Consider the following 17,274-nt stretch of genomic DNA (forward strand, 5'->3'; position numbering starts at 1 on the left):
GGCGCATCCCCACGTCCCCTCCGGCGCGGGGCTGAGTGCCACACCGGTGGTTTTCCGCGTGTCGCAGCCGGGCTGTGACCCGATCGTTACCTAACCTGACAGGGACTATTGACCCCGATCGGACGGTCCCATGATTCGTTTTGATGATGTCACCATGGTGTACACGCCAGGTGCCCAGCCCGCGCTGGACCACGTCTCGCTAGAGGTGGAACGCGAAGAATTCGTGTTCCTCGTCGGCAAGTCGGGTTCCGGCAAGTCCACGTTCCTGCAGCTCGTCATGCGCGAAATGAAGGCGACCAGCGGCAAGGTGTGGGTGCTCGGCAAGGACGTGTCCAAGCTGTCCACGTGGGCGGTTCCGAAGCTGCGTCGCCAGATCGGCACGGTCTTCCAGGACTTCCGACTGCTGCCCTCCAAGACCGTCTACGAGAACGTTGCGCTGGCCATGCAGGTCATCGGCAAGCCGCGTCACGCCATCGAGACGTCCGTTCCCGACGCCCTCGAGCTGGTGGGTCTGTCCGGTAAGGAATCTCGCCTGCCGCACGAGCTCTCCGGTGGCGAGGAGCAACGCGTCGCGATCGCACGCGCCATGGTGAACCGTCCTGAGCTGCTGCTCGCGGACGAGCCCACCGGAAACCTGGACCCGGAGACGTCGCTGGGAATCATGCGTCTTCTGGACCGAATCAACCGCACGGGTACGACCGTCGTCATGGCCACTCACGACGCGGACATCGTCAACCAGATGCGTAAGCGAGTTATCGAGCTTGAGGCCGGCGACGTTATCCGCGATCAGAACCGCGGCGTCTACGGGGCCGGGAGGTAAGACCAGTGAAGCTTCGTTTTATTCTGTCGGAGGTCGGCAAGGGCCTGTCGCGTAACCGCGCGATGAGCGTCGCCGTCATCCTCGTCACTTTCGTGTCCCTCCTTTTCGTGGGCATCGCGGGTCTGACCCAGATGCAGGTGTCCAAGATGAAGTCGGAGTGGTACGACAAGATCGAGGTCACGATCTACATGTGCGCGATCAACGACGCTGCCGCGAACTGCAACGCGACCGAGGCGAGCGATGCACAGATCGACGCGGTGCGAACCAAGCTGGCGTCCGCGGAGATGAGCCCGTACGTGGCCAAGGTGTACGAGGAGACGAAAGAAGAAGCCTACGAGAACTTCAAGCGGCTCAACGGCAACGATGCGCTGACCCAGTGGACCACGCCGGACATGCTCCAGTTCGCGTTCCGCATCAAGCTGGTCAACCCCGAGCAGTACTCGGTGGTCAAGGAGGAGTTCTCCGGGACCGCTGGAGTGTCCGAGGTACGCGATCAGCGTGAGGTCGTCGAACCCCTGTTCCGCGTGCTGGGTGCCGCCCGCACGGCTGCGCTGGGCCTGGGTGCCGTCATGGTCGTCGCGGCGATCCTGTTGATCTCGACGACGATCCGCCTGAGCGCTATGAGCCGCGAGCAGGAAACGCAGATCATGCGATACGTGGGTGCCTCGAACCTGTTTATCCAGGCTCCCTTCATGATTGAGGGTGCTCTGGCCGCGCTGGTGGGTGCCGCCTTCGCGATCGGCACTCTGTTCGCCGGTGTTCACTTCGTCGTTCAGGGGTGGATGGCCCCCGCATTTAAGTGGACGAACTTTATTGGCATGGGCGAGGTGGCGATCATGACGCCGATCCTCGTCCTGGCGGCGGTCGCGTTGGCGGTTATCGCGTCGGCGTTCTCGCTCGCGAAGTACACGAAGGCGTAAGTCTCATGTCCCGTTTCCTGCATCGTCCCGGCCGTCGCGCGCTGCGTTTCGGTTCGCTGGCCCTTGCGGTCGCCTCCTTCGCGGCGATGAGCCAGGCGCTGCCCGCTCACGCCGACGACGAGCGCGATGCGGCCGCGAATGCTGCCGCCGAGGCCGAAGCCACGGTCAAAGCCCTGCAGTCGCAGCTTGAGGGCATCGACGCGTCGCTGGCTCAGGTCTTCATTGACCTGCAGGCTCTCAACACGCAGATTCCGGTGGCCCAGGCTTCCTACGAGGCTGCGACCGCGACCTACGACGCGAAGTCGCGCGAGCATGCGACGATCCTCGGTGAGCTGAATGCCGCACAGGGCGAACAGAACCGTATCGATCAGTCGCTCACCGAGGCCACCACGCAGGCTGATGGCGCGCAGCGCGCGATCGCCGACCTCGTTCGTCGCAAGTACCGCGAGGGTAACGTCGATCCGGTCGCCGTGGCCCTGACGGCGGGTGGCACGGAGTCGATCACCGACCGTGCCGCGGCCGCCGATATGGCTCTGCGCACGGAGAGTCAGACGATGACGGCGGCGCTGGATGTGTCCTCGTCTCAGCGCACGAAGGCGACTCGCCAGAACGCGATCACGGACCGCGTCGCCGATCTTGAGGTGAAGGCCGCGCAGGCCGAGGCCGAGGCCAAGGCCGCGAAGAACGAGGCCGACGCTAAGCTCACCGAGCTCAACAATCTCAAGGAACAGGCCCAGGCCAAGCAGGCCGAATGGGATGCCCAGAAGGGCAAGGTCGAGGCCTCCCTCAGCCAGGCGGAAGCCGACTACCAGGCGCGCAGCGCGGAGCTGTCGGCCATCGACGCGGCCAACCGCGCGTCGGGTGCCTCCTACGTGTCGGCCTCCGGCTTCCGTAACCCCCTCGACATCCCGATCGTGGTCACGTCCCCCTTCGGCATGCGCTACCACCCTGTGCTGGGCGTCATGAAGGGGCACTCGGGTACCGACATGGCAGCCGACTGCGGCACGGTGATTCGAGCCGTGGCCTCGGGCTATGTGAACGCGGTGTCTTCGGATGTGTCGGCGGGCAACTACGTGGATATCAACCACGGCCTCGTCGGCGGTAATTCCGTCATCACCGAGTACCTGCACATGCAGGCCCAGTACGTGTCCCCGGGCCAGTACGTGAACGCGGGCGACGCCCTGGGCGAGGTCGGCTCGACCGGCTACGCGACGGGCTGCCACCTGCATTTTGGTGTTCTTCAGAACGGAAGTTATGTTGAACCGATGGATTATCTGTAATCCGCGTTAGGATGGACCCTCGTAGCGATTGCGCTGCGAGGGTCTTTCCGTGTCCTGAGCGGAAACCGAGTCTGAAGGGAGGCAGCATGCCCAAGGAATGGAAGAAGCCTAAGCCCACCGAGGGGCAGCGCGCCAAGGCTGCCTCCGACGCGAAGAAGACGATCGCCCGGAACAAGAAGGCGCGTCACGATTACACGATCGAGGACACGTGGGAGGCCGGCCTGGCCCTCATGGGCACCGAGGTCAAGGCGCTGCGCATGGGCCGCGCGTCCCTCGTGGACGCCTGGGTGGAGATCAACGGGGGAGAGGCATGGCTGTACGGCGCGAACATCCCCCTGTACTCGCAGGGGTCGTGGACCAATCACGCTCCGACGCGCAAGCGCAAGCTGCTGCTACACCGCGCGGAGATTAACCGAATGCAGGACCGCGTGGCGGCGAAGGGCTACACGATCGTTCCCCTGGAGCTGTACTTCATCGGGGGGCGCGTCAAGGTCGAGATCGCCCTGGCCAAGGGCAAGCAGGAATGGGACAAGCGTCAGGCCCTGCGCGAGAAGCAGGACCAGCGCGAGGCCGAGCGTGCGATGCGCCGCTACGTGAAGCAGGCGCGCAGGTAGGGGAAAGAAGGCGATTGCGTGCGAGGTTCCGTCAGGATTTTTCGTCGTGATCTTCTGAGGCTGGTGCGTGTTCCGGCCGCATGGATTGTCATCATCGGTATGGCGTTCGTGCCCGCGCTCTACGCGTGGTTCAACATCACGGGATTCTGGGATCCGTACTCGCAGACCTCCCACATCCGCGTCGCCGTCGCGAACGAGGACGAGGGAGCGACCAAGGATCAGATCGGCACCGTGAATGTGGGTGCGATGCTCGAGACTCAGCTGAAGGGCAACGATCAGCTGGGCTGGCACTTCGTGAGCGCCGACGAGGCGCGCGCCGAGGTGGAACGCGGAGACTCCTACGCGGCATTCGTGATCCCGGCGTCGTTTTCACGCGACCTGACGGGCATCGTTGATGGCACGTACGTCAAGCCGAACATCCAGTATTACGTCAACGAGAAGAACAACGCGGTGGCCCCCAAGATCACGGGTGCGGGCGCGACGGCTCTCGACCGCCAGATCAACTCTGCGTTCGTCTCTTCGGTGGCGAAGGCCTTGACAGACAAGGCGTCCGAGGCCGGTATCAGTATTGCGGACAAGGCCGACCAGAAGCGTTCGGACGTGTCCGCGTCGGTGTCCGAGGCCTCGGCCAAGTTTGGTAGCGCCTCGCAGACCCTGGACGGCATGGGGGACAAGATCGATGCGGCGAAGGCCTCAGTTGCCTCGGCGCGCACGACCCTGAGCGAGCTGGACTCTGCAGCCTCGGAGCTGTCGACGTCCCTGGACCAGGCGGACCAGCTGGTGCGTGACTCGCGCACCTCGCTGGCATCCTTCTCGAGCGAGATGGGCGGGGCCCTTGACGGCCTGTCATCGAACGCGGCGAGCGCCCTGGCGGGCGTGTCCGGGAACGCGGGAACCCTCGACGGCGCTGTGCAGGGTGCGTCCGGGCGCGTGGGCGGCCTGCTGGCCGAGGGAGCGTCGATCAACGACTCGGTGGCCGGCGTGCTCGCGGAGCTGAATGCTCTCGGGATCGGGAATCTGCCCGCGGCGAGCACGGCACTGACCGACCTGACGAATCAAAACGCCGCGCTGTCGACGGCCCTGGGTACCCTGACGACTCTCAACTCTGACCTGTCGGCCACGTCCACGTCGATGTCGGACGCGCTGACGTCAGCCTCTGACGCGTCCGCGGCCGTGTCGACTGCGGTCACGAATGCGCGCAGCGGAGTATCGTCCCAGCTGCCCGCGATCTCCTCGGCGCTCGACGACTTCTCGAGTGCATCCTCATCGATGCGTGGCTCTCTGGACACGCTGCGCAGTCAGCGCGACCAGGTGTCGGGCCTGTTCGACCAGCTCGATTCTCTCCTGGACGGGGCGAAGACGGCGACCCAGACGAGCGCCACGAACGTTGCCGCCATCAAGACTGATCTCGATTCGGTGGCGACGGACATATCGTCGCTGTCTTCCTCGAATACCCTGCGTGACCTCGCGGACTCCCTGGGGGTCAACGCCGAATCGATCGCCTCTTTCATGGCCTCGCCGACGCAGATTGAGACGAAGGCCGTGTATCCCGTGGCTGCCTACGGCTCGGCGATGGCTCCGCTGTTCACGAACCTGGCCCTGTGGATCGGCGCGTTTTCGCTCGTCCTCCTTCTCAAGCTCGACGTGGATGAAGAGGGCATCGGCCCGACCTCGTCGGCCGCCAAGTACATGGGCCGGTGGATGCTGCTCGCCTTCATGGGTGTCATCCAGGCGCTCGTCGTGTCGATCGGTGACCTTGTCATCGGCGTGCAGGCGGTGTCCCGACTGGGTTTCGTGGGGACATCGATCGCGATCTCGCTGGTGTTCGTGTCGATCGTCTATATGCTCTCGACGTGCTTCCAGCACATCGGCAAGGGCCTGTGCGTCATCATCATGGTCGTGCAGATTCCCGGCTCGGCCGGCCTGTATCCGGTCGAGATGCTACCCTCCTTCTTCCGGTTCCTGCATCCGCTGTTCCCCTTCACCTATGGCATTAACGCGCTGCGTGAAATCGTCGGGGGATTCTACGGGCGCACCTACCTCTCCTGCCTGGCGGTTCTCGGTGCCGAGGCGCTGGTCGCCTTTGCGATTGGCCTGGCGCTGCGCCCGTTCTTGGTGAACCTGAACGCGATGATCACTCGCGACCTGTCCTCCTCTGGTCTCTTCCTGGCCGAGGCGACTCGTGTTCCCTCGAACCGTTACCGCCTCACCCATATCGTGGCGGCCCTGGCGGACCACGAGGGCTTCCAGCGCTCGGTGAGCGGCCGGGCCGCGCGCTTCGAGCGCCGCTACCCGAGGATCCGACGCGCGGCGATCTTCCTCGGCATTATCGTGCCAGTGGTGCTCGCCGTGCTGTCGGTCGCGAACGTCGCGGAGGTGCCGATCGTGCTGGGCGCGTGGATTGTGTGGGTCCTCCTCGTAATTTCCTTCCTGATCGGCCTGCAGTACGTGCGCGAGGCTCTCGAGCGTCAGCAGCTCCTCGGCGCTATGGATGAGGGGGACGTGCGCTCGCTGCTCACCCGCCGCGTTCAGGGTGCGCGCTCGCGCATCGCGCTGGGGGCGGCCGCCGTGAGCGCGTCGATCTCGTCGGCCCTGGAGGCTTCTCTCACCCAGTACGATGCTGCGCGCGACGCTGATGAGAGCGCAGCCGCCCCGCCCGTTGACGACACGGCTACCCCCGCGCCTGAGGGTGCGCAGGATGAGGAGGAAGCGAAGTGAGAATCATCTGGGCCATCTACCGTGCTGACCTGCGTCGCGCTCACCGATCGATCATCGCCAGCGTCGTCGTCTTGGGCCTGGTTGTCATCCCGTCGCTATTTACGTGGTTTAACGTGGCTGCGTCGTGGGATCCTTTCGGGAACACACGCTCCCTGCGTATCGCGATCGCGAACACGGACGCGGGCTACAAGGCGGACCTGGTTCCGCTGCGCATCAACATCGGCGATTCCGTGGTGTCCGCGCTGCGCAAGAACGACAGCTTCGACTGGGTGATCGACTCCGAGGATGCCGCTATCGAAGGGACGCGCTCGGGCGATTACTACGCGGCCATCGTTATCCCGTCGGACTTTTCGCGAGAGATGCTCACCTTCTTCGACGGGGGAGCATCTTCCGCGCCGATGACCTACTACGTCAACGAGAAGAAGAACGGTATCTCGCCGAAGATCGCGGGCCAGGGCGCCGAGGCCGTGAGCGCCCAGGTGAATCAGATCTTCGTGCAGACACTCTCCGAGGTCGCCCTCGATACGGCGACGTCGGTCGGGGGTGCACTGTCGTCTCCGACGGCCGCCAATACGGTGACGGCGCTCGATAACCGCGTGCAGACCGTGGCCTCGCGCCTGCGCACGGCGGCGGACAGCGCGGACGCCTACGCGTCGCTCGTGGGCTCCTCGGTGACGCTCATCGACTCGACGGCCACGCTCGTGGACGGGCTTGGGAGCGCGAAGGGCTCCGCGCAGTCCGCGGCCTCTAGCTCTCAGGCCGGGGCGGATGGACTGGGAGCAGCTGCGTCGGCGGCGGTCTCTTCGGTGTCCGACGCGATCTCCTCCTCCCAGTCCTCGCTGACCTCCCTGTCAACGGCCGTTGACAATGTGTATGCGAAGGGGGCGACGAGCGGGTCGGACGCGGCCTCGACGCTGCGCTCCCAGGCCACCGTGTTGGACACGCAGGCGAGCAGCTTCGCGTCGATCAAGTCGACGCTCGAGGGGTTGCCGGGCTCGCCCGTCTCCCAGTCCTCGCTGGATCGCCTGCAGGCGGCCTCCGACCGGCTGACTGCCGTTGCAAACGGTCTGCGCGCCGCCGCGTCCGAGCTGGACTCCAAGGTCGCGAATGCCGAAGCTGGGCACGCGACGGTGAACGGCTTGATCGCCCAGGCGCGCTCAGCGGTCGATGGGCTGTCCTCCGACTACGAGAACAACCTGCGTCCTCAGCTTGCGTCACTGGGATCCACCCTGGCCTCGGCCCAGTCTTCACTGAACGCTGCCCGCACGTCACTGGAGGGTGCGACGTCCGCTGCCTCGAACGGCAGTGGGAGCGCGCGTGAGGGGATGACCCAGCTGCGCGACAACCTGACTGGCGCGGCCACGAGCCTGCGCGAGGCGGCCGGAAAGCTTGACTCCCTGCATGCGTCCGTGAGTGAGGTGCTTTCCGGGGGAGATCTGACGACGCTCGGGACGATCATCGGGAACAATCCCGAGGCCCTGGCTGCGGCCATCGCGGCGCCCGTGGGCGTGGAGAAGACCCCGGTCTACCCGGTCGCGAACTTCGGTTCCCAGATGGCACCCCTGTACTCGATCCTGGCTCTGTGGGTCGGGTCCGTGCTCATGGTCGTGTCCATGCGCTCGGACGTCACCAACTCCAACGTTGCTGAAGGCCTACCCGAGGGTGACTTGCTGCGCGCGACCCTCACCGCGAAGCCCGTCGGCCTGGCCGCCGGCTACCTGGGCCGCTACCTGATTTTCGGGACGATCGCGCTTGCACAGGCGACCCTAGTGGGGCTGGGTGACCTGTACTTCCTGAAGGTCCAGCACGTCTACCCGCTGCAGTTCATGGGCACCCTCTGGCTGACGGCCATCGTGTTCTCCTTCCTCATGTACACGTTGATCGCGACGTTCGGGAACGCAGGCAAGGCGCTGGGGGTGCTCCTCCTCGTCCTGCAGATCTCGGGCGCCGGGGGAGCGTTCCCCCTGGCGATCCTGCCGTCGTTCTTCTCCGCGATCTCGCCGTTCCTGCCCGCGACGCACGCGATCACGGCGCTGCGCGCGTCGATCGCAGGATACTCGGGGCACGAGTATGCGGACGCCATGTGGTTCCTCGCTTCCTTTATCCTGTTCGCTGCATTCCTGGGGCTGGTGCTTCGCCCGCTTCTGGTGGGCAAGAACCGCCGCATGGTGGAAACGTTGGAGGCGACGAAGCTACTCTGAGCCTTCCGTCGTCGGGGCCGTGTAGAGCTTCGGTCCGGGACGAGGCGATGGCCGAGTGTCGGGGTCCATCGATTTTTCGGATGGTCGGGCTTTGCCTTGACGAGCGGTCCGCCCGGGCGTAAACTGATGTGTCCGACGGTCTGCGGCAACGCGGGCGTCGGTGGGTTGAAAACTCAAGAGGGGATGATCGGTTTCGACAGTGGTCGTCGATCGAAGTGAAGCGAGCCGAGAATGTACGCTCAACTCGTTAACGATGCGTGCAAACCAATAGGTGCCGAACAGAATCGCACCGACTACGTTCTCGCTGCCTGATATCGCAGCCTGAACCTTTAGTCCGTCAGCCCGGGAGTTGCTTCCGGCCCGGTGTCTGGCGTCGTCTAGGGAGCCACTGGGAGTCGCCCATGTTGGTGGGGTGCCTCCGACACTTAATCAACTGAGCCTATCCAGCGGTGAGTCTACGCAATGCTGGGGGCTGAGAAATAAAACCGTAGACTGCGCTCGGAGAAGAATTCGGGGCCGGCTATTGGACGGGGGTTCGATTCCCCCCATCTCCACAGATTCCCACCAATCGTTGCAATTGCAGCGATATCCGCCTCGAATGGGTACGTGGTGGGTACAACAGAGCGGCCCCGGCCATTGGAAGGTTTTGCTTCCGGTGGACGGGGTCTGCTTGTTAGTGAGATGTCGGGCGTGATCTCGCTTGGAGGGTCCGGGACGAGCGGAAGCGTCGTCCCCTTTCGGGAGCGTCAAGAGAAGATCCTCGATGATGCGGCGGAGCTTATGGCCCCAGCCGAGCGCCGCTCGGTAGCGAGCCTGCGGCTGGTCGAGGTTGAGTGTTGCTGCCTCCAGGTCCTTCTCGAGGCGACGGCAGCCGCTCGAGTTCCGTTTTCATCGCGTCGAACGCCAGTGTGAGCTCCGCGAGACGGGAGTGTTCGTGCTCGACGTGCCGCTGCTACCGCCCGCTGATGAGGTTGCCGCAGGCGATCCCCACCAGTCCGATCAGCGCTTAGACGACGATGTTATCGAGTTGGACTCACGGCATGCCGCTCTCCTGACTGCGCATCCCGGTCTCACCCTCGATGTCGGCGCGAGTCATGCCGTCAGGCGTCATAACCCCCACCCACTCGAGAAGATTCACCCTGCCGATTCGGATTCTCGCGAGCACCTGGTAGACCGCCCACGCCGTCCCGAGGAACGAAGCTCACCAGCGAAGAAGGTAAAGAGATGCGCCCCAGCGGTTGCAACGCAGGGGCGCGAGAGCAGGCGAAAGAATTGCTCGTGAAGAAGGGTATCACGTCTTGTCGGCCTTTGTGGCTGTGGCGATCGTTGATCGGTGCGCTGGCTAAGGCCTGGTAGTGCCGCGCCCAGACAGAACGCCACTCCTGAGTGACCGAGCATACACCCATAACGGGCACTGTTCATGCGCCCAGCGCAAAATGACTCCCTCGAGCGCCCATGTGGGTCTCGCCGGAGTATGGTCTGGGGCGGGTCATCGTGAGGTAGTTGAGAGTGTCGCTCGTCTAGCGGCGAGGTTGATTACCTCGGCGCCCTGCTGCCGGTGGGCTGTGTTGGAGTTGGTGCCTATCCAAGCGGCGATAAGCGTGGTGGGCACGCCTGTTGCTTCGCTGATTCGTTTGAAGGGGGTGCCCGGCCAGGCGCGTTCGGCTGCCTGGGCGAGGAGTGAGGGTCTTTCGGCGGGGACGTCAACAGGTTCGTTCAGGCGCCAGCCGCGCGCGTTGATCTGTCCGTACATGCTCTTCGCGCGTCCGGGCGAGATCAGGTGTAGCCCTTCGGCGCGCTTCACGATGGCCATGAGTGACACCCCGAATCGTGCCTTGAGGCGCATGTAATCGGGAATCGTCGACCGCTCGCCAATTGACGCGCGCATGGGGGTTGCCGGCAGGAGGAGCGCTCCCGCGAATTCGAAGGCCATGCGTTCACGTGGCGACCTCGCACGAGGAGGGGTCACCAGGTCGTGGTCGAAGAGCAGGTGAGCGAGTTCGTGGGCGATCGTCATACGCTGTACGTCGCCCCGATCGGGTCCCAAGGTTGCTATCACGGGCCGATTCTCGCTGGCAGAGGGGCGCGATACGCCCGCCATTGTCGTTCCATAGGAACGTTGTGGGTCCAGGTTTGCGACGACCGCAACGCCCATACGCTCCACCATGCGAGTCATCGATGCGACCGGGGCGTCCGCTCCTAATCCTGCGGCCTCACGGACCGCCGTGGCTGCGTCGTCCGCATCCATGTCCAGAACGTCGGGAGGTGTGAACGGATAGTATCCCGAACGCTGCGACGCTGCACGCCACAGATCTCCCGCAAGCTGCGCGAGCGCGCCGATCCTACGCTCCTCGAAGGCTCTCGTTGATACCTTCTTGCGGAACGTCACCGCAGCAGCATCTGATGGACGCGGCACGCGCGCAAAGAACGAGGGGGGAACGGTGAATTCGGCGGCGAGCCGAACAGCCAGGTCCTCGGAAAGTGGTGATACGCCGTGGATTACCTTCGAGACAGCTCCCTGCGATACTCCAAGCCGCTCGGCTGCCTGTGCTTGCGTTATCCCCTCCAGGTCAAGGAGAACCCCCAGGCGCCCACCGTAGTAGTTAGCCTGCGAAGCCATGTCCCTCAGCCTCGTCGGCGTCGATCTGCGCGAAGAAATCCTCCTGCGTGTCCTCTTGCGCATCAGTGAACCGCAAAGACTTCAGCCAGTTGAGGTCCTCGCTCAGGGGAATGCTCGCATCGATAGGAGTCCTCCCCAGGTATCTACCCGGCCCCTTCGGGTGAACCAGGCGCAGGGTGAAACCGTCATCCGCGCTGCCAGGGGTGTTGTAGTCCCACAGAAGCAGAAGGTTTAACTGAGGCATCGGGCTGTCGACCTCAAGGAGAGAGGGCTGCCAAAAGGCCTGTCGTGCCCCATTCCTGCCCGCAGCTGGAACCCCGCCGGGGAAAATAGCCGGCGACTCCTTCAAGAATCGCGCAGTGACATCGTCCGATTCTATGATCAGTTGCGCCATCTGCTGCGGCCTACCGGCAACACGCCACCCCGGAGGCAGAATCTCATCGGCCATCAGGAACTCGCGCAGACTCGCGCGCGCGACGAGCGGACGCAGCGCAGGGTATCTCTCGTGCGCGAGGCCGCGCATACGCGAATCGGCGTCCTGAAGCGCTGCCCCATGTGCGGCCCACATGGCAGGGGAGAGAGCTTCGGCTGCGTGCTGGATAACTGCAATCATGTCCTTTTCGAGCATAACACTCCTCCTCGTACCTACGGGGAATATTATGCGTCAAAAAAACATGTTCCGCCATGGGGTGATGCCCACGTATTCCCACCCCGGGTGTTTGCTGGAAACCCGGGGTCTTGTGTGCTGAGGCGCGATGTCGTGATGGTTGGGCGTGGAGTTACCGTTGCCTCCTAATACCCCCAGGGGTATTATTGGTCTCGTTGTGGCAGGTGCCTCGGCATTGGAGACAGAAAGTGAGCGGAACATGCGAGTAGTCATCGTCGGCGGAGTCGCCGGTGGCATGAGTGCGGCGGCGCGCCTGCGCAGGCGCGACGAGGGCGCCGAGATCATCGTCCTGGAGCGGGGGAACTACGTGTCCTTTGCGAACTGCGGCCTCCCGTACTACGTCGGCGGCGAGATCGAAGACTCCGCCAAGCTCCTCCTGCACACCCCGCAATCCCTCAAGGCAGCCCTCAACCTGGACGTGCGCATCAACTCCGAGGTCAGCGGGATCGACCCCGACGGCCACTGCGTCACGGTCTCTAACACGGGCACCGGCGAGGCCTACACGCTTTCCTACGACTACCTGATCCTCTCACCCGGCGCGCTCGCCGCCCGTCCGCCGATCGACGGCCTCGACTCCCCGCGCGTACACACCCTGCGCACGGTTGACGATACCCTCGCCCTGCGCGAAGCCTCGGGCACCCGCGCCATCGTGCTCGGTGCCGGATTCATCGGCATCGAGGCCGCCGAGGCCTTCGCCGCTCGCGGTTTCGAAACCCACCTCGTCGAGCTCGCCGAGCACGTCCTGCCGCCGCTCGAGGTCGAGATGGCAACGCTGGTTACCCGAGAGTTGCGAAACCTGGGCGTGCACGTCCACGCGGGCGTTGCCGCCCAGGCCATCGCCCAGGCTGACAACAACGATGTCGTGACCCTCTCCGACGGCACCGTCCTGCACGCCGACGTCATCGTCCTGTCCGCCGGCGTCCGCCCAGACACTGCGGTCGTCGAGGCAGCTGGCATCCAGACCCGCCAGGGCTACGTCGTCCTCGACGATCACGGACGCACCAGCGCCGACGACATCTACGCGATCGGCGACGGCACGATCGGCTGCGACCAGGACCGTCCGGTAGCGCTGGCCGGTCCCGCGAACCGCGGCGGACGCCTCATCGCCGACGAGATCGCCGACGCCGAACACGGCGAGGCCACCGCCCGACCTATCCCAAGCCCCCAGGGAACGGCCATCGTCCGGATCGGGAGCCTCACCGCCGCCATGACCGGTGCCAACCGCCAGGCGCTCGATGCCTCGGGCACTCAGTACTTCACGGTGCACACGCACGCCAATCAGCACGCGGGCTATTTCCCCGGTGCCCAGCCCGTGCACATCCTCATGCACGTGGGCGCAGGTGGCGAGATCCTTGGCGCGCAGGCCGTGGGCACCGACGGCGTGGATCGCCGCATCGACGTCATCGCGACCGCGATGCGTGCGGGACTGAAGGCAGCCGACCTGATCGACCTGGACCTGGCCTACGCGCCGCCCTACGGCCAGGCCAAAGACCCCGTCAACCAGACCGGCATGGTCGCCCACAACGTGGCGACCGGCGAGCTCATCCTCACCGGCCCGGACGCCCTCACCGAGGACATGCCGGTCCTCGACGTGCGCACGCCCGGCGAATACGCTGCCGGGCACATGCCCAACTCCCTGAACATTCCCCACACGCAGCTGCGCGATCGCCTGGACGAGGTGCGCGCCTGGGTCGATGAGAACGCCGGCGAGCAACCTTTCGTCGTTATGTGCGCAGCCGGCGTGCGCTCCTGGATCGGCTACCGCATCGTGCGCGCGGCAGGCTTTGACGTGACCATGCTGTCGGGCGGCATTCAAACGTTGCGCGCGTGGCTCGGCGACCGCGCCGCCACGGTGCTCGTTAAAGAATAGGGGAGAGGCATGGCGACGCAGACGCAGATTGTAAACCGACTCAAGCGCGCTCGAGGGCAGCTTGACGCCCTCATCGAGCAGCTGGAAAGCGGGGACGGTAACTGCCGGGAGGTCTTGACTCAGTTCGCGGCCGTCAACTCCGCGATGAAACGAGCCAGCTACCTCGCGGTAGCGACGATCATGTCGCAGTGCGCGCAGGAGGCTGTCGGCTCGCGAGACGAGGCCCACTCTCGGACGGCGCACAAGGAATCGTTCGTGGCTGGGGACAGGGTGACGATGGAGGAGCTTGAGCAGCTTTTCCTCCGCCTGACCTAGCGCGGCGACAGATCTACTATCACGAATAGAACAACCATCAATGCGCAACGACTCCCCAAAGGATCCGAGGCGCGACTGTCAAGGAGATAATCATGTGTCGACCCACCACCTGCGAAGTATGCGGAAAGACCACCTGGAAGGGCTGCGGCAAACACATCGACTCGGTGAAGGCTAAGGTGCCCGCGGATCAGTGGTGCAACAAGGAGCACACCGACGAGGAGTATGCCGCTGTCCCTAAGAAGCGCGGCCTCTTCGGAAGCTTCTGCGGCTAACTGGTGCCCCGAGGCCGTCTCCTCGTGGGGACGCTGAGGGGTGTGCAGCCTTCATGTCGATGGGGTCCAGCCTTGGTGCTGGCTCCATCGACGCATAGTCATGTCACCGGAGCCACTCGGGTGTTGAATCCCTTCTTCTTTCTGATCATTCACGTATCATTGATTCATGAGATGGGCGACAAGATCAACGTGGATTCGTATCGCCGTGCTGTTCGGCCTCTACATGCTGGTGCCGGCGGCTTGGTTCAGCTTCATGTCCTTCTCGGACTCGATGGACATCGTCAAGAGCGCCGCGTTCCTGATTCTGCTAGCGATCCTGCCGGTACTCGCGATGGTTTTCGGCACCTGGGATGGTGTGAAGGAGGGCTTCAGCTTCCTGTGGCTGCTCGCGCCTCTCGCGTGTTTCCTGGCACCGATGTTCTTGTTCTTCAATGTCAGCGCCCTGTCCTATGGGGTGGGCTATAGCCTGCTCGGCTTCGCGGCCCACGGCCTCGGCACGCTGGCCTATCGTGGACGTGCGAGGGGGCAATAGTAGAGCCTGATATCAGGCTGGCTTTGCAGTGGAACGAGCGATTTGTTCGTGAAGGATAATTTCCTAAAATGAGCGCGCAATGTTGCGGAGTTTGAATAAGTATGAAGGTATTTGTGGTCAGTGGAAAGTGAAAATTCTCGAGAGTTTGAGCATTTTTGCTTTCCTTGATTGTTTCGATACCGTGTTGAGTGAGAAGGTGGCTCGTCATGGCTCGTAGGCTGGTGTTTGTACCTGACTCTGAGAGTCCGTATGTTTCGGAATTGTCTGTGGATTTTGAGCATTTGTCTGGATCTTCTATTCAGCAGAAGCAGCGTTCGATTGCAAGTTTGCATGCGTCGTATGTGGCTAAGTTTCCTTCATCGCGTGTTCTGGAGGTGTCCTCTAAGAGTGCAAGAGACCTTGGAGTTCAGCTAAGCGCGTTCAATTTGATGATTGCGCATCCAGGACGTGGAAGTTATAGTGTTGAATGTGCTTTCCAGGCTTCAAAAGTGTTTGCGCATGGTGGCCCGTTTGTTGATCTTTTCGATGTCTCGAGTCGTGCGGCAAAAACAGATCGGCGATTGAGGGAAAGTGGAAAGCTCGTCGGTTTCAAGTATTTTGCACATGAATTCCCATTAGAGCCGAAGACCTATTTTTACGACTGGTTGTACGCCTCGGCTCTTTGTCGCGATGACAAGCTCGTTGAGCAGGTAATGATGTTCGATGCATTCACCGATATCGAGCATAATCCTGAGCGGTCGATCAACTGTCAGGCAAGGACTGTGGCCAAAGTGGTGGGTCTTGCCCGCGCGGGGCTTCTGGAGGATGCCCTGCAGTCGCCTCGAGCGTTTCTGGAACTCGGGTATCAATAGGTTCTTGTTGACCTGTCACTTTGTTCGACAGTGGAGGAATAGTGTGATCTCGGATCGGGGTTCCGTGCTCGCATACGCGGATAGGTTGCGAACATCCGGATAGGTCACGAGCATGTGGATAGCTTATTAACCTATCCGCAAGTGAATAACCTATCCGTATCCGCATAACCTATCCGCGTGAGCCGTTTGCTCCACGCGACAGCGGGAGCTAACACCCCTCTCGGACGAGCGTGCCTAGCATTGCCCCGTAGGCGACCGAGTCGCGGCTCATGTATTCCCAGTGCCCCCACCCCGCCCAGACGCGCAGCCCCGCTTCAGGGTTCAATGGCGGAATCGCTCGTCAGGAGCGCAGGAGCGCAGAAGCGCCCGTGAACTGAGTCGACAATCGGATCCCTTAGCCGCCCGGATAGGGGAGTGAGGAGAATGACAGATAGCACTTGCGGTACCATTGTCGCGAACGAAGGAGTTTGACATGGCCTTTGACTTCAAGAAGGAATACAAGGAACTCTACGCCCCCAAGAAGGGGCCGGGCATCATCGAGGTCCCGCCGGTCACCTACGTGGCGGTGCGCGGCAGCGGCGACCCTAACGAAGAAGGCGGGGCCTACCAGCAGGCGCTCGCCGTCTTGTACGCCATCTCCTACACGATCAAAATGAGCAAGAAAGGTAGCCGCCAGATCGAGGGCTATACCGACTTCGTCGTCCCGCCGTTGGAAGGCTTCTGGTGGCAGGACGCCGTGGAGGGGGTCGACTACGCCCACAAGGAAGCCTTCAACTGGATTGCCGTTATCCGTCTACCCGACTTCGTGACACGGGAGGTCTTCGGCTGGGCGGTCGAGGAAGCGACGGCGAAGAAGAAGGTTGACTGCTCGATCGCGGAATATCTGCGGGTGTGTGAGGGGCTCTGCGTCCAGTGTCTGCACGTCGGTAGTTACGACGACGAGCCTGCCACGGTCGAGGCCATGGATGCCTTCGCGCGCGAGCAAGGCTACGAGATCGACCTGTCGGAGGAGCGGCGCCACCACGAGGTTTATCTGTCGGACGCTCGCAAGGTTGCAGCTGACAAGCTGAAGACCATCGTGCGTCATCCGATCAAACCCGCGGGCAAAGGCTGACAGTCCGAATAGCGGCAGCCTGGCGGGTGTGAGGTGTTAGGAGCTTCGTGCTCGTGCGGCCAGTGGCCTACTAGCCTTAGCGTGGGAACGCGGGTAGTGTTGACCTGTTAACCCCGTTTCAAGGAGTGAATGATGCTTGTAGTGACGACCCCGACCGTTGAAGGCGCGCCGATTCAGCGCTACATCGGCATGGTGTCGGGCGAGACCTTCGCCGGCGTGAACTTTTTCAAGGACTTCGGTGCGAGCCTGTCCAACATGTTCGGTGGCCGCGCCTCCCAGTACGAGGAAGAGATCGGTAACGCTTCCGCGACTGCCGTCAATGAAATGTGCGCACGCGCGCAGTCCATGGGTGCGAACGCGGTCGTCGGCGTGAAGGTCGACTACTTCACCGCCGGTGCCGACAACGGCATGCTTGCCGCCATCGCGACGGGCACCGCGGTCATCCTCTGACAGTCGCTCGCGCGGCGCTCGGCTCGCGCA

15 protein-coding genes and 1 other RNA gene are annotated in these 17,274 nt (G+C 63.2%); 14 read left to right on the forward strand and 2 right to left on the reverse strand.

The features are described 5' to 3' along the window. Window positions 1-130: 130 nt before the first annotated feature. The 7 genes from ftsE to ssrA all read left to right on the forward strand — a co-directional run bounded on the left by ftsE (window position 131) and on the right by ssrA (window position 9,110). Window positions 131-820 (forward strand): cell division ATP-binding protein FtsE, encoded by a 690-nt coding sequence (gene ftsE / locus RDV55_RS08145; RefSeq protein WP_007588428.1) that lies wholly within the window; start codon window positions 131-133, stop codon window positions 818-820. Window positions 821-825: 5 nt separating this feature from the next. Then, window positions 826-1,740, forward strand: a complete 915-nt coding sequence (gene ftsX / locus RDV55_RS08150) for a permease-like cell division protein FtsX (protein ID WP_111823738.1) — start codon at window positions 826-828, stop codon at window positions 1,738-1,740. 5 nt (window positions 1,741-1,745) lie between these two features. After that, window positions 1,746-3,020, forward strand: a complete 1,275-nt coding sequence (locus tag RDV55_RS08155; RefSeq protein ID WP_111823739.1) for a peptidoglycan DD-metalloendopeptidase family protein — start codon at window positions 1,746-1,748, stop codon at window positions 3,018-3,020. An 86-nt stretch (window positions 3,021-3,106) separates the two neighbouring features. Beyond that, on the forward strand, window positions 3,107-3,634 hold the full coding sequence (gene smpB, locus RDV55_RS08160) for an SsrA-binding protein SmpB (RefSeq protein WP_111823740.1): 528 nt from the start codon (window positions 3,107-3,109) through the stop codon (window positions 3,632-3,634). 18 nt (window positions 3,635-3,652) lie between these two features. Further along, the gene (locus RDV55_RS08165; RefSeq protein WP_111823741.1) at window positions 3,653-6,352 is read left to right on the forward strand and encodes a YhgE/Pip domain-containing protein; all 2,700 of its coding nucleotides are present in this window, start codon (window positions 3,653-3,655) and stop codon (window positions 6,350-6,352) included. Beyond that, window positions 6,349-8,553: a YhgE/Pip domain-containing protein gene (locus RDV55_RS08170; RefSeq protein WP_111823742.1), complete on the forward strand. Its 2,205-nt coding sequence runs from the start codon at window positions 6,349-6,351 to the stop codon at window positions 8,551-8,553. The genes RDV55_RS08165 and RDV55_RS08170 overlap by 4 nt, the downstream gene beginning before the upstream one ends. Window positions 8,554-8,732: 179 nt before the next feature. Then, window positions 8,733-9,110, forward strand: a transfer-messenger RNA (tmRNA) gene (ssrA, locus tag RDV55_RS08175). Window positions 9,111-10,042: 932 nt separating this feature from the next. On the opposite strand, the gene RDV55_RS08180 is transcribed toward ssrA, so the two are convergent. Together RDV55_RS08180 and RDV55_RS08185 are read right to left on the reverse strand one after the other, a co-directional pair. Further along, window positions 10,043-11,173 (reverse strand): ImmA/IrrE family metallo-endopeptidase, encoded by a 1,131-nt coding sequence (locus RDV55_RS08180; protein WP_165835852.1) that lies wholly within the window; start codon window positions 11,171-11,173, stop codon window positions 10,043-10,045. Continuing rightward, complete coding sequence (locus RDV55_RS08185) at window positions 11,157-11,801, reverse strand: hypothetical protein (protein WP_111823744.1); 645 nt, start codon at window positions 11,799-11,801, stop codon at window positions 11,157-11,159. The genes RDV55_RS08180 and RDV55_RS08185 overlap by 17 nt, the downstream gene beginning before the upstream one ends. Window positions 11,802-12,039: 238 nt before the next feature. On the opposite strand from RDV55_RS08185, the gene RDV55_RS08190 reads away from it, so the two are divergent. From RDV55_RS08190 to RDV55_RS08220, 7 genes are all read left to right on the forward strand, one after another. Beyond that, on the forward strand, window positions 12,040-13,710 hold the full coding sequence (locus tag RDV55_RS08190) for an FAD-dependent oxidoreductase (protein ID WP_111823745.1): 1,671 nt from the start codon (window positions 12,040-12,042) through the stop codon (window positions 13,708-13,710). Between the two features lie 9 nt (window positions 13,711-13,719). Then, entirely contained in the window at window positions 13,720-14,025 is a 306-nt protein-coding gene (locus tag RDV55_RS08195; RefSeq protein ID WP_111823746.1) for a metal-sensitive transcriptional regulator, read from the forward strand. A gap of 92 nt (window positions 14,026-14,117) precedes the next feature. Then, entirely contained in the window at window positions 14,118-14,297 is a 180-nt protein-coding gene (locus RDV55_RS08200; protein WP_111823747.1) for a DUF8730 family Cys-rich protein, read from the forward strand. A gap of 166 nt (window positions 14,298-14,463) precedes the next feature. Next, on the forward strand, window positions 14,464-14,829 hold the full coding sequence (locus RDV55_RS08205; RefSeq protein ID WP_111823748.1) for an iron ABC transporter: 366 nt from the start codon (window positions 14,464-14,466) through the stop codon (window positions 14,827-14,829). Between the two features lie 206 nt (window positions 14,830-15,035). Beyond that, entirely contained in the window at window positions 15,036-15,680 is a 645-nt protein-coding gene (locus RDV55_RS08210) for a DarT1-associated NADAR antitoxin family protein (RefSeq protein ID WP_111823749.1), read from the forward strand. A gap of 472 nt (window positions 15,681-16,152) precedes the next feature. Continuing rightward, the gene (locus tag RDV55_RS08215) at window positions 16,153-16,794 is read left to right on the forward strand and encodes a GyrI-like domain-containing protein (RefSeq protein WP_111823750.1); all 642 of its coding nucleotides are present in this window, start codon (window positions 16,153-16,155) and stop codon (window positions 16,792-16,794) included. Between the two features lie 132 nt (window positions 16,795-16,926). Then, window positions 16,927-17,244, forward strand: a complete 318-nt coding sequence (locus RDV55_RS08220) for a heavy metal-binding domain-containing protein (RefSeq protein ID WP_111823751.1) — start codon at window positions 16,927-16,929, stop codon at window positions 17,242-17,244. Window positions 17,245-17,274: the final 30 nt, after the last annotated feature.

The organism is Schaalia odontolytica (genome assembly GCF_031191545.1).
In the GTDB taxonomy this organism is placed as follows: Bacteria; Actinomycetota; Actinomycetes; order Actinomycetales; family Actinomycetaceae; genus Pauljensenia; species Pauljensenia odontolytica.